This window comes from Pigmentibacter sp. JX0631, from assembly GCF_029873255.1.
Classification (GTDB): domain Bacteria; phylum Bdellovibrionota_B; class Oligoflexia; order Silvanigrellales; family Silvanigrellaceae; genus Silvanigrella.
In genome coordinates this window covers 900,477-922,216 of sequence record NZ_CP123622.1, presented here as the reverse complement: position 1 = coordinate 922,216, position 21,740 = coordinate 900,477, and the positions used below count along the sequence as shown (strand labels likewise).

The window sequence follows — 21,740 nt, the reverse complement described above, 5'->3', positions numbered from 1 at the left end:
AACAGGAATTAAATTACTGTTAATTTAACTTGGATATTATTGCGCGTAGCATTTGAATAGGGACAAACGATATGCGCTTTATCAACAATTTCTTTTACTTTGCTTTTATCCATATTTGGGACATGAATTTTTAATTCAACTTCAATTCCAAATCCATTAGGAATTGGACCTATTCCCACATTTCCTTCAATGCTGGTGTCTGCTGGGAGCTGAACTTTTTCAGCTCCAGCCACATGCCGCATTGCACCTAAAAAGCAAGCGCTGTATCCCATTGCAAACAATTGTTCTGGATTTGATCCTGCTCCGCCATCACCACCAAGTTCTTTTGGAACTGAAAGATTTAACTTTACTTTACCGTCTAGAGTTTCGGCTTTTCCGTCTCTTCCGCCAGTTGCTTTAGCGCTTGCACTATATAGTACTTTATCTAACATAAAAATGTCTCCTTTAAATCGTGTTATATTATATCTTGAACGATATAAAAATTAAAAAAATTGAATCTTAAAAATTACTTACATTCAAAGCTGTTCTCAGTTTTATCAAGCCTTTCATGACTTGCTGCATTTCACTGCTTGATAGATTGCTTGAGTTTTCTAGCAATTGAGGTATCAATTTTGCTTTGCTTTCAAGCTTTTTTCCAGCTTCAGTTAATGAAATGTTGACTTGCCTTTCATCTGTTTTTTCTCGTCTCCTTTCAATTAAATTAAGAGCTTCTAACCGTTTTAAAAGAGGTGTAACTGTGCTTGTTTCTAAAAATAAACTAGAACAGAGCATGGAAACAGTTTGCGGTTGCTTTTCCCACAACAAGAGCATGACCAGATATTGGGGATATGTAATTCCTAACTCTTTCAGTAGCTTGTAATAGACTTTATTAAAAGCAAGAGAAGTGGAATACACCAAAAAACAAAGCTGTTTGTCTAATTCTAGGGTCACAAGAAACCTCCTGGATTCATAATACATCGTTATAGATTATATTGCAAGCGATATAAATATTATTTTTCTTATCTTCTCAAACTGCAAACATACTGAATAAATTAGATGAAAGAGTGATAACATAACAAAATGAAAATATTGATAAAAATTAAGGATTGAAAATACTTAAATAAAAGAAAAAATTTTTATTTATTTGTAAATTATTCAAATTGAAAAGTTATAAGAATAATAGGAAAAACTAATATTATTTTAGTTGTGTCAGAGTAAGTATCAATTTCAATCTTTCCTCCATGATTCCTTAAAATACTATCTGCTACAGAAAGACCTAACCCTAAATGTTTTTTTTCTGATTTAGTTGTGAAAAAAGGAGTTTTCATTTTATCTGAAATTTCTTTTGGAATATTTTTTCCTGAATCAGAAATAATAATCTTAAAATCATTTTCTCCTAATGAAAAATCAATGTTAATCCATCTTTCTCGTAACGGTAAAATTGCGTCTCTAGAATTGCTTAATAATTGCCATAAAGCTTGAATAATTCTATTATACTGACATCTTAATGAAACTTGAGGAATTGACATAACATTAAGATTAATTTCACTGGCTTTAAAATTTTCATAACATAAGTTTAATGTGGAATGTATTATTTCTTTTAATTCAACATCTTTGAAGATTTTTATATCAGATTCATTAGAAAATTCTTCTAGCGTACTTATTATTTCTGATATTCTTCGACTTGATTTCATAATATCCTCACAGCTTTTTCTGTGAATAGAAAGATTTAATTCATTACTTCTAGATAGTATTGAGGAAATTATGCCAATGATGATTTGTAGAGGGTTTTTTATTTCATGCGCCATTCCATTGGCCATGTCTAAAAGAGCTGTCAGTTTTGATTTTTCGATTAATTCTTTTTCACGAATTTTTTTCTCAGTTATATCAAGACGCATAGCAATAAATTTAATAATATTCCCTTTTGCATCTTGAATTGGTGTTATCGTATTATATTCATAGTAAATATCACCATTTTTTTTCTTATTGCAAATTTCACCCCGCCAAACTTTTCCTTCACTAATTGTTTTCCATAATTCAGTATAGAAAGATGAAGTATGGAATGATGAACTTACAATTTTATGAGTATTGCCAATTAATTCTTCTTTACTATAACCTGTAAGTTCACAATATTTGTCATTTACAAACGTAATTTTTCCGTCACAGTCTGTGACAGTTACTATGGCAGATTCATCAAGAATAGTTCTTATTTCTCGTTCTTGTTGTAGAGCTTTAGCAGCAATTTTTCTACAATCAGATTGCACATAGCTAAATATATTACCCATTACAAAGAAAAAAATAATAGAAGCCCAACTTGTATGCTGAATATCATTTGGTTTTGGGAAAACAAGTTCAGGAGCAAATCCAAATATAGCCAAAACTATAGATAATATTGTAGCAATCAGTCCTGCTAAATAATCTCCTGTTATCAAAGATGCAAAAAATACTGCAGGATAAAAAGCAATAAAAATAGTAGTTCGAAATGTATTATAAAAATACCATTGGATGATAAATGCAAGAGCAACAATAGAAATTGCAATTAAAATAGAGTTAGTTTGACTAGGAGTTTTAAACAAAAATTTAAGTACTAAACTCTTTTTAAGTATCATATCTTTCTCAGAATTTAAGTATCATATCTTTCTCAGAAGTTAAGACAGTTGTGAATCGGATAGATAGTATAAAACTTAATACTTTTAATAAAAAAATCTGAAATATTAATTGCGTAAAAAATTTAAAAACTGTTTTTGAAAGAGGATTTAATAACTATTTTCCTATAAAATAAATGTATTTATTACTTTATTAATTATTGGAATGATGAAATAAATGAGATGAGGGATTACTGTTTTTTATAATCATCAAATAAAAGCGGTGAGAGATAGATGTCAATAAAAGAAAATAATTTTAATTTGTAATTTTTTTCACAAATTCAGATTTTAACTGCATTGAACCAAATCCATCAATTTTACAATCAATATTATGGTCTCCTTCATGAACAAGTCTTATAATTTTAACTTTTGTCCCAACTTTAACTGAAGAAGATGAACCTTTTACTTTTAAATCTTTTATAACGGAGACAAAATCACCATCTTGAAGAATATTTCCATGTGCATCACGGATTATATTTGTATCTTCTGTATTTTCGCTCAAGGTTGAAAGTTTTGGCCATTCATTTCCACATTCTGGACAGATTAATATAGCTCCATCTTCATATGTGTAATTAGAATTACATTGAGGGCATTGTGGCAAATTGGTCATTTTTTTTCCTAAATATAAAAAACGGTAGAGAAATATAGTTCCCTACCGTTTTTGATTACAAAGTTTATTGTAGAAGTGAATTAGTTTGCTGCGGGAGCTGCTGTTTCAGCTGCTTTTACTGCATTTGGTTCAACAAATTCAATAATCGCTCTACGTGCATGATCTCCAGGGCGGAAACCAAGTCTTAGAATACGAGTATATCCACCATTTCTTTGTGCATTAGCAGGAGCTACACGAGAAAAAAGGTCTCCAACGCTTTTTTTACTATAAAGCGTAGAAGCAGCTGCTCTACGAGTATTTACGCTGTCAATACGTGCTAAAGCAACTAGAGGTTCTACAACTTTTCTTAGTTCTTTTGCTCTTTCAAGAGTTGTAACAACTGTGCCGTGCTCAATTAATTGAGTTGCCAATCCACGAAGAAGTGCCTTACGTGCAGCTGAATCTCTGTTTAATTTTCTATGTGCTAAACGATGTCTCATTTTCTTCCATCCTTAATCAGACTAAATTCTATCCCTTAGTTTAGTAGGGTCAAATCCCTCTATCTTCATGCCAAGATGGAGTCCCATTTCAGCAAGGAGGTCTTTAATTTCGTTCAATGTCTTACGACCAAAATTTTTAGTTTTAAGCATTTCAGCTTCTGTCCTAATAACAAGCTCGCCTATATAACGAATGCCTGCATTTTCAAGACAATTAGCAGCTCTCACAGAAAGTTCAAGTTCGTCAACCGACTTATAAAGATTCTCATTCAAACGCGCATCCACTTGAATAGAATCAACTACTTGAACTTCATCGTCAGCCTCTTGGAAATTGATGAAGATAGAAAGCTGATCTTTAAGGATTTTAGCTGCATAAGCCAAAGCGTCTTCAGAAGTAACAGCACCATTCGTACTGATTTCTAAGATAAGTTTGTTATAATCAGAGCGCTGACCAATACGAGTATCAGATACACTGAAGCTAACTCTTTTCACAGGTGAAAAGACAGCGTCAATTGGTATAACACTGAGTGGTAGGCCTTCTTTTACAGCGTCACTTGTCAGATAACCTTTACCAGTTCGAACAGTGATTTCTGCTTTAAATCTTCCGCCTGCACCTACAGTGCATATAATGTGATCTGGATTTAATACACGCAGAGAGCCGTCTGAGATGATATCGGAACCTCTGACAACTTTAGGACCCACAACGTCGATAACAGCGGTTTTTTCACCCTCTGTATCGAGCCAAACGTCTAAAGCTTTTAAGTTTAAAACAATCTCTGTAACATCTTCTGAAACGTCAGGAACTGTCGAAAACTCATGCTCTACTCCTTCAATGCGCAAACCTACAACAGCAGCACCTTGAAGAGAAGAAAGCAAAACACGACGCAATGCGTTACCTAACGTAGTACCAAAACCACGCTCAAGAGGCTTAGCTATAAATCTCCCAAAAGCAGAAGAAATTTCTTCTTTTTCAATAAACTGCGGCTTTAACAGCGCCTTCCAGTTGCTCTGCATTATTGACTCCGTCAACTTTTCCGTTTCTTATTTTGCCCCAAAGTACCTTATGAGCTTTTATTTTTATAAAGGCTCAACATTCATGTATTTAACGTAAGACTTAGGAATTATTAAATAAGTTACATTAAACAAACACGAATGAGTGTTACAAGCTGCCTTGTAACACTATTTTTAACATTTACCAAGAGAAAACGATAAAGCATTAAACTAATAACACCAATTTATCTCTTGTGTTAAAAGTTTGACTGCCTTATCCATTAGCTTAAAAGTACTGTCAAAATAAACTAGAACCTTTTTAAAAGTTCAGTAAGAATGAGACACCCTAATCTGCCAAAAATATTGAATCAAGAATTTAAAGACTTAGAGATCAAAAATAATCTCTAAGCGTTTTTTAAACAACTCTTGAGTCAAATTCATAGACTTAAAAAGCCTATTATACTCTACGACGTTTTGGTGGTCTGCATCCATTGTGTGGAACTGGAGTTGCGTCTTTGATAAGCGTAACTTTGATTCCAGTTGCAGAAATAGCACGTACAGCTGATTCTCTTCCAGAACCAGGACCAGTTACTATTACTGAACAACTTTTCATACCACAATCAATAGCTTTACGAGCAGCGTCTTCTGCAGCAACCTGTGCTGCAAACGGAGTGCTACGACGAGAGCCTTTGAAGCCCTTGCTACCAGCACTAGACCAAGTGATAACATCACCATTTGCATCAGCGAAAGTAACAATAGTATTATTGAAACTTGCTGAAATGGTTGCTATACCGGTTGGAACATTGCGTTTTACACGCTTTTTCTTTGATACTACCTTATTCATTATCAAAATACCTCACACCTTAGAAGTTACTTCTTCTTGTTCGCAACTGTCTTCTTAGGACCCTTACGTGTACGCGCATTTGTTTTTGTTCTTTGCCCACGAGCAGGTAATCCCTTACGGTGACGAAGACCACGATAACAACCTAAGTCCATTAAACGCTTAATGTTGGACTGAACAAGACGACGCAAATCACCTTCTACTGTGTGGTTTGTATCAATAAGTTTTCTTATGGCGTTAATCTGATCGTCGCTGAGATCTTGGGTGCGAGTGTCTCTATTAATAGACAATTGATCCAGAATCTTTTGAGAGGATTTACGACCAAGACCATGTATATACGTAAGCGAAATTTCGATACGCTTGTTACGCGGAATGTCAACGCCCGCAATTCTTGCCACAACTAACCTCCGAAATTAATTAACCTTGACGCTGCTTGTGTTTTTTATTTTCACAAATAACTCTAACTACACCAACTCTACGAATCACTTTACATTTGTCGCAAATTGGCTTTACACTAGCTCTAACCTTCATTAGTAAAAACTCCTAGTAAAAACTCACAAAACTTTTATTTAGATCTAAAAACAATTTTAGCTCTAAACCGACCATCTTTCGTCTTATCATTTGGATTTAGTTCAACTTTTACTCTATCGCTAGGTAAAATATTGATACAATTCATTTTCATGCGACCTGATACATGAGCTAAAACCTTGAGACTATTGTCGAGTTCTACTATAAACAAATTGTTAGGTAACTTTTCAGCAACGATACCTTCCAATTCAACCTTTCTAGGTTTGTCATCATCATCCAACTCAACCCTTTTGGCATTGTCTTCTTCGTCAAACTTCGCCTTTTTAGGTTTATTATCATATTCAGCCATTTACGTTCATACTCCAATGAGAACAAAGAGTGTTATTGGGTATCCCAATCCGCTGCTTAAATCAAGTTCAATCTTTACTTTCTTAATAAAATTGATACAATTTCAGCATAAACGATCTCGGGGTGTTGTAACCCATCAACAACGCATAAATTATTCCTATCAGCATAAAAAGAAATTAAAGGCTGCGTTTCTTGTTGATAAACTGTAAAACGTTTTTTAACAGTTTCTGGTTCATCATCTTTGCGGCGAAACATTGTGCCAACTTTTTCACAACTGGTACAGACAAATTTAGAAATATCTGTTTGCGGAGAAAGCGACTCAATCTTTCCACAAGAGGAACAAGTCCATCTCTTTTCAAATCTTTCTATTAATTGATCTAGATCTGCTGATAGAGAAAGAACTAGATCGACTTTGCTAGAAAACTTACCAATAAGAACATCAAATTCTTTTGCCTGTGAAAGATTTCTTGGAATACCATCAAGCAAAATGACATCATTTTGTTTCAGGTTCATCTGATGAAGAGCACTTTCAAGACATTCAAAAATTGATTTGTCATCAACCAAATGTCCTGACTCAACTATGCCCTTAACTTTGATGCCAAGAGATGATTCAGAAGCAATTTCCTGACGAATAATTGCGCCAGTCGAGATATGCTTAACTCCAAGACGCGAACTGAGTAAGGAACATTGAGTTCCTTTGCCAACGCCCGGAGGGCCTAAAAAAATGATTACCTTCATTTATAACCCTGCTTCATAGCCTTGTATCATTGCTAGTCGTTTCTCTTGGATGTGTTTGGGATGGAAATATAAGATGATCATATTTTTGTGTAGCTAATTGTGCTCTAACTTGCCTAATAGCTTCTAAAGCAACGCCAACTACAATTAAAAGTGATGTTCCACCAAACGTCATTTGCTGAGAAAAAGTACCGCCTACTAAAGAAGGCACTACAACAATGAGATTCATGTAAATCGCACCAGCAAAGGTAAGACGAGTTACAACTGTGTCTAACGCTTCCGCTGTTTCACTGCCTGGACGTATTCCAGGAATATAGGCATTTTGTTTTTTCAAATTTTCTGCGACATCATCTGATTTAAAGACAATAGATGCATAGAAAAAGGAAAAGAACATCCCAAGAACAACGAATACAGCGTTATAGAGCCAGTGACCTGGTAAAAAATCTGCTAACCATACATTACCAGCCGCATTTCCAAAACTGAGAAATGTTGCAGGAACTGCAAGAATAGTCGAAGCAAAAATAGCAGCCATGATTCCGGCCATATTTACCTTTAAAGGTAAGTGTGTAGCCTGAGCTGACATAACTCTTTTTCCAACGAGTCTTTTTGCATAATGAATTGGAATTTTTCTATAACTTTGTTCAAAAAACGTAACTGCAAAAACAAGGAATAAAGCAAAAGCTACAATTCCAATAGCTCCCAATAAAGCACCGCTGTTTTGTTTAACCATTTCTACAATTGTATTTGCAGAGGAAGGTAAATAAGCAACAATTCCAGCAAAGATAAGCAAACTAATTCCGTTTCCAATACCTTTGTCGGTGATTTGTTCACCTAGCCACATCACGAAGCAACTGCCGGCAGCCATTAAAATACAAGCCATAATTCTAAATGATAGCCCTGGATCCAAAACAATCATTCCACCATCAGGTCCTCTGGAAGCCTCAAGTCCTGCTGAAAGCAGATAAGCTTGCACAAGAGCAAGAAGAACAGAAAGACTCCTTGTAATGCGGGTGATTTTTTGTCTTCCAACGCCACCTTCTTTTTGCATTTGCTCCAAAGCAGGAACAACGACAGTCATCAGCTGAATGATAATACTTGCAGATATGTAAGGCATAACAGCAAGACTAAAAATGGAGAAGTGACTTAACGCTCCGCCTGAAAACATATTAAATATCTTTAAAAGCCCAGCTCCCTGCTGACTTGCAAAAAGAGCAAGCTCTTTTGCATCAATTCCAGGAATAGGGATATGCACTCCAATGCGGAAAACGAGAAGTGCTAACAATGTAAACAACAAACGCTTTACAAGGACATTTTCTGTCCAGCCACTTCCCTGAGGCATTCTCTGATTACTCCTCGATGGTTACGCCTTTTGCGAGCAACTTTTCACGCGCCCCAGAAGACATAACAAAGTTTTTCACTGTTTTAAGCTCTGCAGGTACTTCACCCATTGATAGCAATTTAGCAAAGCCTTTAGCTACGAAGCTAGAGCCATCTAAAATTCCATTTTCAATATAAGGTGTTGAATCTTTAAGGTTTAAAGCTTCTACTGGAATAGCACATGCATTTTTAAATCCACGTTTAGGGATACGGCGATAAAGCGGAGTTTGTCCACCTTCAAAACCAGGGCGAATGCTAGAACCAGAACGAGCAGTTTGGCCTTTTCCACCACGACCACCAGTTTTACCGAGTCCACTTCCAGGACCTCTACCAAGACGACGTCTATCTTTTCTTGCACCCGGATTAGGGCGAAGTTCTTCAATTTTCACTTTAATACTCCTTACTCAGCTGGTTCAACTTTGATAAATTGAATTACCTTATTGACCTGGCCAAGAATTGGGTTCACATTGGGTAATACCCGTGAAGAACCTATTTTAGAAAGACCAAGTGAAACTAGGGTTCTACGCTGTGATTCACTACGACCAGCAAAGCTACGTAGTAATGTCACTTTAATTTTTGGGGTATGAATTGATTGCATTTTATATTTCCCCTTTATTTACGCGCTTTTAAATATTCTTCAGTAGTGGAGAGTTGTTTTAATCCTTTAAATGCTGCTTTCACAACGTTATGAGGATTTCTACTACCTTGAATTTTTGCCATGATGTTTGGAATGCCTGCAAGTTCTGCAACTGCACGCACGGAGCTACCAGCAACAATACCACTACCTTCTGAAGCTGGGCTTAGAAGTAACTGGCTTGCGCCAAATTTAGCATTCACCACAAATGGAATAGTTTGTTTTTCCATCGGAACAGTGATGAGTGATTTTTTTGCTTGTGCAACAGCTTTTCTAACTGCTTCAGGAACTTCAGCAGCTTTGCCAAGTCCGTATCCAACAGTACCTTGACGATCTCCGACAACAACAAGTGCGGAGAAGCTCATGCGTCTACCACCTTTTACAGTTTTAGAAACACGGGAAACGCTGACTACACGATCTTCAAAACGATCTTTTTTCTGTTCTTCTTTATTCATTTGCATTTTCTGCTTTTCCTTAATAAAGTTAAGTTCTTAGAACTGAAGACCAGCTTCACGAGCGGAATCAGCAAGAACCTGAATACGCCCATGGTATGTGAAACCGTTTCTGTCAAATACAACAGAACTTACCCCAGCCTTTTTTGCTCTTTCAGCAATAAGCCCACCAACTTTTACAGCCATTGGTTTGCCACGAAGACCTGTTGATTTAATTTCAGTTTCAACGGAACTCGCGCTAGCAATAACAGTACCTTTATTGTCATCAATAAGTTGAGCTTGAATATGACGGCTGCTTTTGAAAATACAAAGGCGTGGTTTTGTTAAATCAGAAGAACGGCGGCGCCAAAAGCGCATTTTACGCAATTGCCTGATCTTTCTACGATTAATTATACGATACATAATATCTCCTGGCTTCCTGCTAACATACAGAAAACTCGACTTTTAATGAGCAGATAAAATTTATTTTTTACCTGCTGATTTACCAACTTTAGTTGCAATAACTTCGCCTGCGTAGCGAATACCTTTACCTTGGTAAGGTTCAGCTGGACGCACGGAACGAACTTTTGCAGCCACTTGACCGACTAATTCTTTATCAACTCCAGTAATGTTGACTTTGCCTGCTTTATCAACTTCAAAAGTGATTCCCACAGGTGGATCAATATTTACAGGATGTGAATAACCAACAGTTAGGTTGAGTACTTTGCCAGCCATGCTAGCGCGGTAACCAGTACCTTGAATTTCAAGAGATTTGCTGAAACCAGCAGAAACACCTTGAATCATGTTGGAAAGTAGGGTTCTGTAAAGTCCCCAGTATGCTGAGCTGTGTTCGCCTTTATTAGCAGATACCACAACTTCATTATTTTGTTGAGCAATTGAAACGCGTCCAAAAGTATCACGTTTTAACACGCCCTTAGAGCCATTCACTTCGAGAATATTTCCGTTTAGCTTGACGGTTACTCCCGAAGGAATTTTAATTGGCTGCTTACCAACTCTTGACATAGAAGCCTCCTAAAGTCCTCGAAAGTTACCAAACATAAGCTAATACTTCTCCACCAACGTTTTCTTTACGAGCAGTTCTGCTTGTAAGAACACCTTTTGGAGTTGTAAGTATAGCGAAACCAAGACCACCACGAATCTTTGGAAGATCCGAAACGGCTTTATAAACACGGCAACCAGGTTTAGAAACGCGGGTTAAACCACGAATCACAGGTTGTCCAACTTCAGTGTATTTCATGGCAATTTTAATCTTGCCTTGACCATTATCTTTGATGAGACGGAACCCACGAATGAGACCTTCTGCTTCTAAGATTTTTGTAATTTCAATTTTAATAATGCTTGCTGGAACTGTAGTATATTTTAAACCTGCAGTTGAAGCATTACGGATACGAGTTAACATATCAGCGATTGGATCAGTAGTGTACATATTTTTTCACCTCACCAACTAGCCTTGACCATTCCAGGAATTTGTCCTGAAAGGGCATTTTTACGTAAGCAAATACGACAAACACCGAAGTCTCTGTAGTATCCGCGTGGACGACCGCATTGGTTGCAACGGTTGTGTTGACGCGTAGAAAACTTGGCTTTTTTATTTGCTTTATTAATCATTGCTAAACGAGCCACATCTATCCCCTTTACTTTCTAAACGGCATATCGAGGAGAGTAAGAAGTTCACGCGCTGCTTCATCAGTTTTAGCTGATGTAACAATAGTGATACTCAAACCACGAGTTTTATCTACTTTATCCGCTTCAATTTCAGGAAATATGATTTGTTCGCGGATACCAAGAGAGTAGTTGCCACGTCCATCGAAACTATTTGAAGAAACTCCACGGAAGTCACGTACGCGAGGTAGTGCAACAGAAACGAGTTTATCGTAGAATTCGAACATACGTTCTTTACGAAGCGTTACAGAAGCCCCAATAGGCATTCCTGCACGTAATTTGAAAGTTGCAATTGACTTTTTAGCGCGAGTAATTACGGCTTTTTGACCAGTAATAATTTCGAGCTCTGCAGCTGCAGCTTCAAGTGCTTTGATATTTTGAGTAGCTTCGCCTTGGCAAGTATTAACAACGATTTTTACGATCTTAGGAAGCTCCATAACATTTTGTGTTGGATGAAGCTTTTTAAGTTCAGGTAAAACTTTGTCGCTGAACTTTGCCATGTATCTTGGTTTCACACCTTTAGTGTGCTCCCCACGAACAACTACCGCGCCATAATCAGCGCCTTTTCTTCCACCAGTAGGTTTTTTACCTACTTGATTTTTTTCGCTTGCCATGGATTATAGAACCTCCGGAGCCAAGCTGATAATCTTGCCACAATTACGTTGTCTTAATTCACGAGCAATTGGTCCGAAGATACGAGTTCCAACTGGCTCTTTTTCATTTTTGACAATTTTTACAAGAACAGCAGCATTTTCATCAAAACGTATACGAGAACCGTCTGTTCTCGAAACTTCTTTCTTACAGCGAACTACAATTGCTTTATGTACTTCACCTTTTTTAACACGCCCACCAGGCACAGCATCTCTTACGGAAACGACAATCAAATCGCCTACACGAGCATAACGACGGAAAGAACCGCCCATTACTCGAATGACGTTAAGAGTGCGCGCACCGCTATTGTCGGCTGCTACCAGGATTGATTCTGGCTGAATCACGATACACCCCATTAAATGAGAAAGAGAAAAGAAACTATTTAACTGCGTTGCTTACTTTTTGAATTAGTGAGCAACAACAGAAACTACTTTCCAAGACTTATTTTTTGAAATACGGCGGCAAGGAAGAATATCTACATCTTTTCCTACTGCTATATTTGCAACACCAAAGGTGTCTGCGAACAAAGATGTATGGAGGTGAAGGCGTTTGCCATATGTTTTGTTTGGAACAATACGAGGCACTTCTACCTTAACAGTCTTTGTATCTTTAGAAATCGCTACTACACGACCTCTAATTGGATTCTTTGTAATTTTATTGTTGTTTTCCATGTTTATACCTCAATTATTTAGCAGATGCTTGTGTTTTTTTACGAGAAACGATTCTCAAATCTCTTCTCAAACCAGCAATCCCACCTGCGTTGCTAATAACAGCAGGGTCCATGGAAACTTTGAACTTCACAAGCTCTTTTACTAAAGATTCTTGTTTTTTAGCTGCATCACTAGAGTTTAAATCAGCAAACTTTTTTTGTTTTTTCATTGATTTTCCCAAACCTTATCACTTCTGCTCATTACGCGTGTTTTGAATGGGAGTTTTGCTGCTGCTAGCTCAAAAGCTTCTTTTGCAAGATTAGCAGGTACACCCTGTACTTCAAAAATCACACGGCCTGAACGAATTGGACAAACCCAACGATCCAAACCACCCTTACCAGAACCCATACGTGTTTCAGCAGGCTTTTTAGTAATAGGCTTGTCTGGGAACACACGAATCCACACTTTTCCACCACGTTTTATGTGACGGGTCAAGGCAATTCGACTTGCTTCGATTTGACGAGCTTCTAATTTTCCAGGTTCAATTGCCTGAAGAGCAAAATCACCAAAGTCTACGCTATTGCAACGATCTGCAACGCCTTTAATACGACCTTTGTGAGATTTACGAAACTTAACTTTCTTTGGAGCCAACATGTTTTATTACTCCTCATTGCGTGCAGTTTTTGCAGCAGAAACAGCCATGCTTCCAGCTGGTTTCCCAAAAACTTCACCCTTAAATAACCAAACCTTAACACCAATGAGTCCGTAAGTTGTTAAAGCTTCAGATGTACCATAGTCAATATCAGCACGAAGAGTGTGAAGAGGTACGCGACCTTCCATATACCACTCAGTACGAGCCATTTCTGCCCCATTTAAACGACCGGAAACGCGAATTTTAATTCCTTTTCCGCCAGCCTTCATAGCTTGTTGCATAACCTTCTTCATTGCTCTTCTGAAGGAAATACGTTTTTCAAGTTGCTGTGCAACGTTGAAAGCAGCCAATTGAGCATTTGTATCAGGATTCTTCACTTCAAATACATCAACTTTGATGGATTTGTCATTAGATTTTAGAACTGTCTTTACTTCATCACGAAGAAGTTCAATTCCTTTACCTTGTTTTCCAATAAGTTTTCCAGGTTTTGCTGTATAAACTTTTACTACAACTTGTTTTGCAGCGCGTTCGATTTCAACGCGTGCAACGCCAGCTTCTGCGTATTTTTTTGATATGAACTTGCGAACATTCAAGTCTTCATTAAGATTTTTTGCAAATTCACGTTTGCTAAACCAACGAGAATCCCAAGTCTTGTTAATCCCAAGTCTCAAACCAATTGGATGTACTTTCTGACCCACTGTTGTACCCTCTGTTAATTAAGTTTAAGACGAATAGTTAAGTGCGACGTCTTTTTCAAAATAGGCGTTGCACGTCCCTGAGCGCGCGGCATAAACATGCGGCGGCGAGGGCCTTCATTCACTACAAAGTCACTTATTACAGTATTTACAGCACTGTTAGCAGGAAGCTGTGCAAGCGCAGAGCGAATAAGCTTTACTGTCGCTACAGAACCAGCGCGTCTTTCAACAGAAAGAACAGCTATTGCTTGTGGAACAGTTTTGCCAATGATGAGCGGTCTTAACAATCTTGCTTTACGTGCGGTACACTTTGCAGCATAGTGTGTTGCTTTTGCGTCCATAAATTACCTCTTACTTTTTCTTAGCGGCTTTTTTATCCGCACCATGACCATGGAAAGTACGAGTTGGCGAAAATTCACCAAGCTTGTGTCCAACCATATTTTCGTTCACATAAACGGGAACGAATTTTTTTCCATTGTGAACTGCGAATGTGAGTCCAACAAAATCTGGAATAATTGTGGAACGGCGGCTCCAAGTTTTAATTACCTTCCCAGCACCCTTGTTTTTATCTGCTAATTTTAGCAAATGGGTGTCTACGAAAGGACCCTTTTTCAACGAACGTGACATGTGCTTTTACCCCTTAAGCAATTCGATTATTTCTTACGACGGCTTACGATAAACTTATCGCTAGGTTTAACCTTGCGAGTCTTATAACCTTTAGCCAATTGACCCCATGGTGAACATGGATGACGGCCACCACTTGTACGACCTTCACCACCACCCATTGGATGGTCAACAGGGTTCATAGCGACACCACGGACGGTTGGACGGATACCCTTCCAACGATTACGACCAGCTTTACCAATAGAAACGTTCATATGGTCAGCATTGGACACAGTTCCGATAGTTGCATAGCAATCTTCTGGAATAAGGCGAAGCTCACCAGAAGGCATACGAATTTGAGCGTATCTTTCAATACGACCCACTAAAGTAGCTGAAGCTCCTGCACTACGAACTAGTTTCGCACCAGAACCTGGACGCATTTCAACACTGTGAATTGTAGTACCTGCAGGAATTCTTTTTAGCGGTAAGCTATTCCCTGCTTTGATATCAGCTTCTGAAGAAGCGATAATTTTAGTACCAACTTTAACGCCGTCAGTTGCAAGAACGTAACGACGATCTCCGTCAACATATTTAACAAGTGAAATAAAAGCTGTACGATTTGGATCGTACTCAACTGAAGTTACAACACCTTCAACATCCTTACGAGATCTCTTCCAGTCGATAATACGGTACTTAACTTTATTTCCACCACCGTGATGGCGAACAGTAATGCGACCAGTATTGTTACGACCCGCTTTTCTTGGTTTTGCCACTAAGAGCGGTTTGTAAGGAGTATCAGTAGTAAGAACTTCTCTGTAATTGATGTAACTTTGTGTTCTTGTTGTAGCCGTGTATGGCCTTAATTGTCTGATTCCCATTGTTCCTCATCCTTGCGCGATAATTCGAGGATTTTTCCGCGCATAAAACTAAAAAATACGAAAAAACGGAATGATTATTCCGCCGTTGCTTCAGCAGGCGCATTTAAAACAGGAGCCGGAAGTTCTTGCCCATCTTTTAAGCGAATAAACGCTTTTTTGATATTAGGAAGTTTAACTTCAACAGCGCCACCTTTTTTTGAGCGCGCTTTACGAACAACTCTTCCACGTAAAATAGAAGTGTTTACACTGATCACATCAACACCAAAAACATCTTTAACAGCTGTTTTGATATCTTCTTTAGTAGCTTTGAGATCAACTTTAAGTGTGTATACCTTATTTTCTAAGAGAGCATAAGATTTTTCGCTTAAAACTGAACCTTTGATAACATAATCCGAACGCATGTTCATTTCCTTTCTTCAAAAATCAGTCTGCTAGTCTTGATTCAAGAACTTTGAACGCTTCTGGACTTGCAATAAGACTGCGTGCTTGAAGAACAGTAAATGCATTCACTTGGTCTGGACTTACAAGGTGAACTCCGCGAATATTGCGTAGTGCACGAATTGTATTTTCATTTGGATTGCTTAAACAAACCAAAGTATTTCCAGACAAATCAGCAACATTCTTTAATGCAGACGCTGCATCTTTTGTTTTACCACTTGGAAAATCAAGTGCGCCAACAAAAATTTTGCCAGATTTTACACGCTCAGAAAGTGCGATACCTAAAGCAACCTTACTCATTTTTGTAGGGATTGCTTGACGGTAGTCACGCGCTTTAGGGCCATGAGCAACACCACCACCGACATGGAGTGGAGCAACAAATGAACCGCGACGAGCGCTTCCTGTTTTCTTTTGTTTATAAGGCTTTTTACCAGTAGACTTCACCATTGCACGTGTTTTCACACCAACAGTTCCTTGTCTTTGGTTGGCTCTATAAGCCTTAATTACCTGCCAGAGAGTGCCTTTATTACGGTCAGCATAGCTCACCAAACTCTCAGGTAGGGCTTCAATTTTAGACAACATTTGCTATCCCTTCCCCTTAAACAAATACTATGCCGCCGCGAGCACCAGGCACACCGCCTACAATAGCCATAACTGATTCCTCAGTAGACCAGTAAGCAACCTGAACATTGCGGAGAGTTACTTGCACATTACCGTCTTGACCAGGCATTTTTTTGCCCTTCATAACGCGACCAGGTTCAGCACGCATACCTACAGAACCAGGAGATCTGTGGAAACGGCTACCATGACTTGCTGGACCGCCACCAAAACCGTGACGAGTCATTGCGTCTTGAAAACCACGACCTTTTGAAAATCCAGTAATTTTTAATTTTTGTCCTGCATTGAGAGAAGGTGCTTTAAGAGGTGAGCCTACTTGATATTCGGCAGGATTTTCGACAACCCAACCACGTACAAGTTTGTTTTTGTGGCCTGTGTCGTATTCAACAACAACAACAACTTTGCCATTTTCCAAAGTTTCGTGTCTTAGAACTTTAGCTGGCTGCATTTTTAGAACGGTTACACCTTGGGCAGAGCCATTAGTTGTAAACGTGCTAGTCATGCCAATTTTGCTAAAAGCATAACGTACCATATGACTTTAACTCCTGCTGGATGCAATAGATTACAGCGCCAGCTTGTTGTTAATCCCTCTACACAAAAGTAGAAGTTTGTTAAAAAATAAAAAAACCGGTTTTAGTAGAGATTGATTTCTACATCTACACCAGCTGCTAGATCGAGTTTCATAAGGCCATCAACAGTTTGTTGTTTTGGCTCAAGAAGATCGATAAGACGGCGGTGTGTGCGGATTTCAAACTGCTCACGAGATTTTTTATCAACGTGAGGAGATCTCAACACAGTATAACGGTTAATAATTGTAGGCATTGGCACTGGTCCAGCAATTTTTGCTCCAGTTCCTTTTGCCTTGTTAATAATTTGCGCTACGCTCTGATCAACCAGAGAAACATCATAGCCTTTAAGACGAATACGGATTTTTTGGCTTTCCATTGAATTACACTCCAAACCGTTGGGCGTCGATTCGTAACGTAGAATAACGCCCATTGTCAAGCAAAAATTGTAAAATTATAGCAATAAGTAAGTATTAGGGTAGATAGAATACCTACCCTAAAAATTATCGCATTTGATGATGAGAACCAGATCCTAGGCGAGCAACAACCTGTGGAATTGAGGCTTCAATAATGGCTTCAGCATCAAGGCTTTGGCCTTCAACAAACATTTCAAGATTATTGTAAAAGTTAACACCTGTTCCTGCCGGAATGAGTCGACCCATAATAACGTTTTCTTTAAGACCACGTAATAAGTCTTTTCTACCAGCAAGTGCTGCTTCAGTAAGAACCCTTGTGGTTTCTTGGAAAGAAGCTGCAGAAATAAAGGATTCTGTTGAAGAAGCTGCTCTTGCAATACCAAGCAATAAAGGTTCTGCAGTTGCAGGACGAGCACCTCTTTGAATTGCTAATTCATTTTGCTCTTCAAAAGTCCATTTTTCTACCTGTGCAGCAGGTAAGAACTCAGTATCCCCAGGGTCTTTAATTCTTACGCGGCGAAGCATTTGTTTCACAATAATTTCAATGTGCTTATCGTCGATATTCACACCTTGTAGCTTATACACAGCCTGTATTTCAGAAACAAGGTAACTAGCTAGGGCTTTTTCACCTAGAACTTTCAAAATATCGTGTGGGTTTAGTGGACCGTCAACAAGAGGCTCACCAGCACGAATGAAATCACCTTCAGTTACCACAACGTGGCGACCTTTTGGAATAAGATATTCACGGCTATCACCGCCGCCCATTTCTGGAGTAACAACGACTCTTCTTTTACCTTTGATATCTGCACCAAAAGATACGAATCCATCAATTTCAGAAATAATAGCAAATGTTCTACGTTTTTGAGCTAGGAACAACTCAGCAACTCTCGGTAAACCACCTGTAATATCTTTTGTTTTAGCTTGTTCACGCGGAATTTTCGCAAGAACATCACCAGGATACACATTGTCATTATCAGCGAACATGATAGTCGCACCACTTGGTAAAGGATAGCGAGCATCACGAGTTTCAGTAATACGAATAGCAGTTCCTGAACCATCTGTAACAACTATAGCTGGTTTAATTTTTGTATCTTTGTTTTCAATCACCACACGACGAGTTAAACCAGTAACTTCATCAGTACGTTCTTCAACTGAGATACCTTCAAAAAGGTCTTGGAATTTAACCTTACCTGAAACCTCAGAAACAATAACAACTGAGTGCGGGTCCCATTCTATTAGCATTGTACCAACTTTAACGTTAGCACCGTCTTTAATAAAGACTTTTGAGCCATATGGAATAGAGTGGCGATCGCGTTCAATACCATCAAGGTCATAAACGATAACTTCACCGTTTCTTCCCATGGCAGTATCCCATTCATTGCGGCCTTTAACCAAGCTTACATTTAATAGTTGAACAGTACCCTCAACTTTAGCCTCGTATGAAGAAGCTTGAGATTGAGTTGTAGCTGTACCACCAGAGTGGAATGTACGCATTGTCAACTGTGTTCCAGGCTCACCAATGGATTGAGCAGCAATAACACCAACTGCTTCACCAACGTTTACTAAATTACCTGTGGCCAAGTCTCGACCATAACATTTTGCACAAACTCCACGACGAGTGCGGCAAGTTAAAACGGAACGAACATAGACACGGTCAATTTTAGCAACATCTAAGCGAGTTACAGCCTCTTCATTAATTTCTTCATTCGCTTTTACAATGACTTCACCAGTGGCACGATTTTTAATATCATAAAGAGAAGTTCTACCTAGTGTCCTAGCGCCAACTCTTTGAATAACTTCACCACCTTCAACAACAGAAGTAACTTCAACACCATCTAAGGTACCGCAGTCTGTTTCTGAAATGATTGTATCTTGGGCAACATCAACCAACTGACGAGTAAGGTAACCAGAAGAAGCTGTTTTAAGAGCTGTATCTGCAAGACCCTTACGCGCACCGTGAGTGTTGATGAAGTATTGAAGAATTGTGAAACCTTCACGTAAGTTAGATGTCACAGGAGTTTCAATAATCTCACCAGTAGCTTTTGCCACAAGGCCCTTCATACCAGCAAGCTGACGCATCTGTTGTTTAGAACCACGGGCTCCAGAGTCTGCCATCATATACAAAGAGTTGAATGATTGAATTTGAACAGCTTCACCTTTTTGGTTAATTGCTTTTTGAGTTTCAAGCTGTTTCAACATTTTTACTGTGATTTCATCTTGAACTCGTGACCAAATATCAATTACTTTATTATGACGTTCACCTTCTGTAATAAGACCTTCCGCATATTGTTCGCGAACTTCTTTTACTTCATTGTAAGCTTCATCTAGTAACTTAGATTTTTCTTTAGGAATCATCATATCTTTAATTGCAATAGAAATGCCTGATTCTGTTGCATAACGATATCCTAATTCACGTAATGCATCTGCTAGTAGAACTGTTTCTTTAGCGCCGCATAGACGATATGTATCGTTCACTAAAACAGCTAAAGCCTTTTGATCTAATGCTTTATTAAACTTTTTGAAGAAAGGAACTCTTTCAGGAATTACTTCTTTCAATATACAGCGTCCAACAGTAGTTTGAATAAGTTCTTTGTCGCCATGATTTAAACGCACAAAAATACGTGTATGCAGTTCAACAAAACCATGATCGAAAGCCGCACGGACTTCATCTAGGCTTGAAAATTTCATACTATCACCACGTAATGTGATGTTTTCGCGAGTTAAATAATAAAGACCAAGAACAATATCCTTCCGCGGCTCGATAATCGGTGTACCGTGCTGAGGTGACAAAATATTATTAGTCGACATCATAAGAACACGAGCTTCAATTTGAGCTTCTAAGCTAAGAGGAACGTGTACACACATAGTATCCCCGTCGAAGTCAGCATTAAATGCCTGACAAACGAGAGGGTGCAATTGGATTGCTTTTCCTTCAATTAAAACAGGTTCAAAAGCCTGAATACCTAAACGGTGAAGAGTAGGAGCTCGGTTTAAAAGAACAGGATGTTCTTTTGTGCATTCTTCTAGCAAGTCCCAAACTTCTGGACGTTCTTTTTCCACCATTTTTTTCGCACTTTTAATGGTTGAAACATAACCTCTTTCTTCAAGTTTATTGAATAGAAATGGTTTGAACATTTCAAGAGCCATTAATTTAGGCAATCCACATTGGTGCAAGCGTAGTTCTGGACCAGCAACAATTACGGAACGGCCGGAATAGTCCACACGTTTTCCAAGAAGGTTTTGACGGAAACGACCGCTTTTTCCTTTAAGCATATCTGATAAAGAGCGCAGAGGACGTTTATTCGGGCCTGTGAAAACTTTTCCACGGCGGCCATTGTCAAAAAGCGCATCGATAGCTTCTTGCAGCATTCTTTTTTCATTGCGCACGATAATTTCAGGGGCATTTAATTCAATAAGACGTAATAAACGATTGTTACGGTTGATTACACGACGGTATAAATCGTTTAAGTCAGAAGTCGCAAAACGACCGCCATCCAATGGAACCAAAGGACGAAGATCTGGAGGCAACACTGGGATAACTGATAACATCATCCATTCAGGACGGTTATCACTCATAGTGAAGGCGCCAACAACTTTTAAGCGCTTGATAAGTTTTTTACTTTGCGCATCAGACGTTGTATTTAACAAAGACTCTTTAAGTTGTTCTGATAATTCAAATACATCTACTGATTGAAGCATTTCTAATAATGCGTCAGCACCAATACCAACTCGAAATGCGTTGTTACCTAATTCACGAATTTTGGCTGCAAAGCGTTCTTCTGAAATAAGTTCATGTTTTTTAAGATCAGATGAACCTGGATCAAGAACGATGTAGGATTCACAATAAAGAACTTTTTCAAGGTCTTTTAAAGAAATGTCTACTACGCAACCAATACGAGATGGCAAGCTTTTTAAGAACCAGATGTGAGCTACTGGGCTAGCAAGGTTAATGTGCCCCAAGCGTTCACGTCTTACTTTACTTTCAATAACTTCGACACCGCATTTTTCACACACAGTACCACGGTGTTTTTTTCTTTTATATTTTCCACAAATACATTCAAAGTCACGAACTGGGCCGAATATTTTTCCACAAAATAATCCGTCACGCTCTGGTTTAAATGTTCTGTAGTTGATTGTTTCAGGTTTTTTAACTTCACCATATGACCAACTTCTGATGCGCTCTGGAGAAGCTAAACCAATTTTAACTGCACTAAAACTCAAAGGATCTACAGGTTTTTCGAAGAAACTGTAAACATCTTTGGAACCTTCATTCATATTCATGCTTAAACTCCTTCG

General features: G+C 38.3%; 32 protein-coding genes and 1 pseudogene. 1 reads left to right on the top strand and 32 read right to left on the bottom strand.

The genetic code is table 11. The annotated features are described in order from the left end of the window. Nucleotides 1-8: 8 nt before the first annotated feature. The 25 genes and pseudogenes from QEJ31_RS03995 to rpsC all read right to left on the bottom strand — a co-directional run. A complete protein-coding gene (locus tag QEJ31_RS03995; RefSeq protein WP_280592488.1) occupies nucleotides 9-431 on the bottom strand; it encodes an organic hydroperoxide resistance protein in 423 nt (140 codons plus the stop codon). A gap of 67 nt (nucleotides 432-498) precedes the next feature. Further along, entirely contained in the window at nucleotides 499-930 is a 432-nt protein-coding gene (locus tag QEJ31_RS03990) for a MarR family transcriptional regulator (protein ID WP_280592487.1), read from the bottom strand. A 200-nt stretch (nucleotides 931-1,130) separates the two neighbouring features. After that, the gene (locus QEJ31_RS03985) at nucleotides 1,131-2,588 is read right to left on the bottom strand and encodes a PAS domain S-box protein (RefSeq protein WP_280592486.1); all 1,458 of its coding nucleotides are present in this window, start codon (nucleotides 2,586-2,588) and stop codon (nucleotides 1,131-1,133) included. A 292-nt stretch (nucleotides 2,589-2,880) separates the two neighbouring features. Beyond that, nucleotides 2,881-3,234 carry a zinc ribbon domain-containing protein YjdM gene (locus tag QEJ31_RS03980; protein WP_280592485.1) on the bottom strand — a complete coding sequence of 118 codons (354 nt, stop codon included), beginning with the start codon at nucleotides 3,232-3,234 and terminating at the stop codon, nucleotides 2,881-2,883. A gap of 80 nt (nucleotides 3,235-3,314) precedes the next feature. Continuing rightward, nucleotides 3,315-3,713 (bottom strand): 50S ribosomal protein L17, encoded by a 399-nt coding sequence (rplQ, locus tag QEJ31_RS03975; protein WP_280592484.1) that lies wholly within the window; start codon nucleotides 3,711-3,713, stop codon nucleotides 3,315-3,317. A 21-nt stretch (nucleotides 3,714-3,734) separates the two neighbouring features. Next, entirely contained in the window at nucleotides 3,735-4,724 is a 990-nt protein-coding gene (locus tag QEJ31_RS03970) for a DNA-directed RNA polymerase subunit alpha (RefSeq protein ID WP_158998112.1), read from the bottom strand. A gap of 433 nt (nucleotides 4,725-5,157) precedes the next feature. Then, a complete protein-coding gene (gene rpsK / locus QEJ31_RS03965) occupies nucleotides 5,158-5,544 on the bottom strand; it encodes a 30S ribosomal protein S11 (RefSeq protein WP_148698264.1) in 387 nt (128 codons plus the stop codon). A 26-nt stretch (nucleotides 5,545-5,570) separates the two neighbouring features. After that, nucleotides 5,571-5,939, bottom strand: a complete 369-nt coding sequence (gene rpsM, locus QEJ31_RS03960; RefSeq protein WP_158998114.1) for a 30S ribosomal protein S13 — start codon at nucleotides 5,937-5,939, stop codon at nucleotides 5,571-5,573. 19 nt (nucleotides 5,940-5,958) lie between these two features. Then, entirely contained in the window at nucleotides 5,959-6,072 is a 114-nt protein-coding gene (gene rpmJ / locus QEJ31_RS03955) for a 50S ribosomal protein L36 (RefSeq protein ID WP_130610638.1), read from the bottom strand. A gap of 34 nt (nucleotides 6,073-6,106) precedes the next feature. Beyond that, the gene (infA, locus tag QEJ31_RS03950) at nucleotides 6,107-6,349 is read right to left on the bottom strand and encodes a translation initiation factor IF-1 (RefSeq protein ID WP_235899664.1); all 243 of its coding nucleotides are present in this window, start codon (nucleotides 6,347-6,349) and stop codon (nucleotides 6,107-6,109) included. Nucleotides 6,350-6,492: 143 nt separating this feature from the next. Next, a complete protein-coding gene (locus tag QEJ31_RS03945; RefSeq protein ID WP_280592483.1) occupies nucleotides 6,493-7,155 on the bottom strand; it encodes a nucleoside monophosphate kinase in 663 nt (220 codons plus the stop codon). A gap of 13 nt (nucleotides 7,156-7,168) precedes the next feature. Continuing rightward, nucleotides 7,169-8,491 (bottom strand): preprotein translocase subunit SecY, encoded by a 1,323-nt coding sequence (gene secY / locus QEJ31_RS03940; RefSeq protein ID WP_280592482.1) that lies wholly within the window; start codon nucleotides 8,489-8,491, stop codon nucleotides 7,169-7,171. A 7-nt stretch (nucleotides 8,492-8,498) separates the two neighbouring features. Then, nucleotides 8,499-8,918, bottom strand: a complete 420-nt coding sequence (gene rplO / locus QEJ31_RS03935) for a 50S ribosomal protein L15 (protein WP_158998118.1) — start codon at nucleotides 8,916-8,918, stop codon at nucleotides 8,499-8,501. Between the two features lie 11 nt (nucleotides 8,919-8,929). Continuing rightward, nucleotides 8,930-9,127 carry a 50S ribosomal protein L30 gene (gene rpmD, locus QEJ31_RS03930; protein ID WP_158998119.1) on the bottom strand — a complete coding sequence of 66 codons (198 nt, stop codon included), beginning with the start codon at nucleotides 9,125-9,127 and terminating at the stop codon, nucleotides 8,930-8,932. A 14-nt stretch (nucleotides 9,128-9,141) separates the two neighbouring features. Continuing rightward, nucleotides 9,142-9,618, bottom strand: coding sequence for a 30S ribosomal protein S5 (gene rpsE / locus QEJ31_RS03925; protein WP_158998572.1), 477 nt, complete (start codon nucleotides 9,616-9,618; stop codon nucleotides 9,142-9,144). 36 nt (nucleotides 9,619-9,654) lie between these two features. Continuing rightward, on the bottom strand, nucleotides 9,655-10,017 hold the full coding sequence (gene rplR, locus QEJ31_RS03920) for a 50S ribosomal protein L18 (protein ID WP_280592481.1): 363 nt from the start codon (nucleotides 10,015-10,017) through the stop codon (nucleotides 9,655-9,657). 60 nt (nucleotides 10,018-10,077) lie between these two features. Further along, nucleotides 10,078-10,617, bottom strand: coding sequence for a 50S ribosomal protein L6 (gene rplF / locus QEJ31_RS03915; protein ID WP_280592480.1), 540 nt, complete (start codon nucleotides 10,615-10,617; stop codon nucleotides 10,078-10,080). Between the two features lie 25 nt (nucleotides 10,618-10,642). Then, nucleotides 10,643-11,041 carry a 30S ribosomal protein S8 gene (gene rpsH / locus QEJ31_RS03910; protein WP_158998122.1) on the bottom strand — a complete coding sequence of 133 codons (399 nt, stop codon included), beginning with the start codon at nucleotides 11,039-11,041 and terminating at the stop codon, nucleotides 10,643-10,645. Between the two features lie 11 nt (nucleotides 11,042-11,052). Further along, on the bottom strand, nucleotides 11,053-11,238 hold the full coding sequence (locus tag QEJ31_RS03905) for a type Z 30S ribosomal protein S14 (RefSeq protein ID WP_158998123.1): 186 nt from the start codon (nucleotides 11,236-11,238) through the stop codon (nucleotides 11,053-11,055). 11 nt (nucleotides 11,239-11,249) lie between these two features. Further along, nucleotides 11,250-11,777 (bottom strand): 50S ribosomal protein L5, encoded by a 528-nt coding sequence (rplE, locus tag QEJ31_RS03900; protein ID WP_280593268.1) that lies wholly within the window; start codon nucleotides 11,775-11,777, stop codon nucleotides 11,250-11,252. 117 nt (nucleotides 11,778-11,894) lie between these two features. After that, a complete protein-coding gene (gene rplN, locus QEJ31_RS03895) occupies nucleotides 11,895-12,272 on the bottom strand; it encodes a 50S ribosomal protein L14 (RefSeq protein ID WP_148698254.1) in 378 nt (125 codons plus the stop codon). Between the two features lie 63 nt (nucleotides 12,273-12,335). Beyond that, the gene (rpsQ, locus tag QEJ31_RS03890; RefSeq protein WP_280592479.1) at nucleotides 12,336-12,599 is read right to left on the bottom strand and encodes a 30S ribosomal protein S17; all 264 of its coding nucleotides are present in this window, start codon (nucleotides 12,597-12,599) and stop codon (nucleotides 12,336-12,338) included. 13 nt (nucleotides 12,600-12,612) lie between these two features. Further along, complete coding sequence (locus tag QEJ31_RS03885; RefSeq protein ID WP_280592478.1) at nucleotides 12,613-12,807, bottom strand: hypothetical protein; 195 nt, start codon at nucleotides 12,805-12,807, stop codon at nucleotides 12,613-12,615. Further along, nucleotides 12,804-13,232 carry a 50S ribosomal protein L16 gene (gene rplP / locus QEJ31_RS03880; protein WP_158998126.1) on the bottom strand — a complete coding sequence of 143 codons (429 nt, stop codon included), beginning with the start codon at nucleotides 13,230-13,232 and terminating at the stop codon, nucleotides 12,804-12,806. Before rplP ends, QEJ31_RS03885 begins: the two co-directional genes overlap by 4 nt. 69 nt (nucleotides 13,233-13,301) lie before the next feature. After that, nucleotides 13,302-13,928, bottom strand: a pseudogene (gene rpsC, locus QEJ31_RS03875) (30S ribosomal protein S3); the annotation flags it as partial. A 96-nt stretch (nucleotides 13,929-14,024) separates the two neighbouring features. On the opposite strand from rpsC, the gene QEJ31_RS03870 reads away from it, so the two are divergent. Then, a complete protein-coding gene (locus tag QEJ31_RS03870) occupies nucleotides 14,025-14,246 on the top strand; it encodes a hypothetical protein (protein WP_235899660.1) in 222 nt (73 codons plus the stop codon). Nucleotides 14,247-14,276: 30 nt separating this feature from the next. Here the strand turns inward: QEJ31_RS03870 and rpsS are convergent, their stop codons facing one another. From rpsS to rpoC, 7 genes are all read right to left on the bottom strand, one after another. Then, nucleotides 14,277-14,552, bottom strand: a complete 276-nt coding sequence (gene rpsS, locus QEJ31_RS03865; protein WP_158998129.1) for a 30S ribosomal protein S19 — start codon at nucleotides 14,550-14,552, stop codon at nucleotides 14,277-14,279. Between the two features lie 26 nt (nucleotides 14,553-14,578). Beyond that, complete coding sequence (rplB, locus tag QEJ31_RS03860; protein WP_158998130.1) at nucleotides 14,579-15,406, bottom strand: 50S ribosomal protein L2; 828 nt, start codon at nucleotides 15,404-15,406, stop codon at nucleotides 14,579-14,581. Nucleotides 15,407-15,480: 74 nt separating this feature from the next. Continuing rightward, the gene (locus tag QEJ31_RS03855) at nucleotides 15,481-15,807 is read right to left on the bottom strand and encodes a 50S ribosomal protein L23 (protein WP_280592476.1); all 327 of its coding nucleotides are present in this window, start codon (nucleotides 15,805-15,807) and stop codon (nucleotides 15,481-15,483) included. 22 nt (nucleotides 15,808-15,829) lie between these two features. Further along, on the bottom strand, nucleotides 15,830-16,426 hold the full coding sequence (gene rplD / locus QEJ31_RS03850; protein WP_158998132.1) for a 50S ribosomal protein L4: 597 nt from the start codon (nucleotides 16,424-16,426) through the stop codon (nucleotides 15,830-15,832). Nucleotides 16,427-16,442: 16 nt separating this feature from the next. Further along, entirely contained in the window at nucleotides 16,443-16,964 is a 522-nt protein-coding gene (gene rplC / locus QEJ31_RS03845; RefSeq protein ID WP_280592475.1) for a 50S ribosomal protein L3, read from the bottom strand. Between the two features lie 131 nt (nucleotides 16,965-17,095). Then, nucleotides 17,096-17,407: a 30S ribosomal protein S10 gene (gene rpsJ, locus QEJ31_RS03840; protein ID WP_130610705.1), complete on the bottom strand. Its 312-nt coding sequence runs from the start codon at nucleotides 17,405-17,407 to the stop codon at nucleotides 17,096-17,098. Between the two features lie 124 nt (nucleotides 17,408-17,531). Next, the gene (gene rpoC / locus QEJ31_RS03835; protein ID WP_158998574.1) at nucleotides 17,532-21,719 is read right to left on the bottom strand and encodes a DNA-directed RNA polymerase subunit beta'; all 4,188 of its coding nucleotides are present in this window, start codon (nucleotides 21,717-21,719) and stop codon (nucleotides 17,532-17,534) included. Nucleotides 21,720-21,740 lie beyond the last annotated feature (21 nt).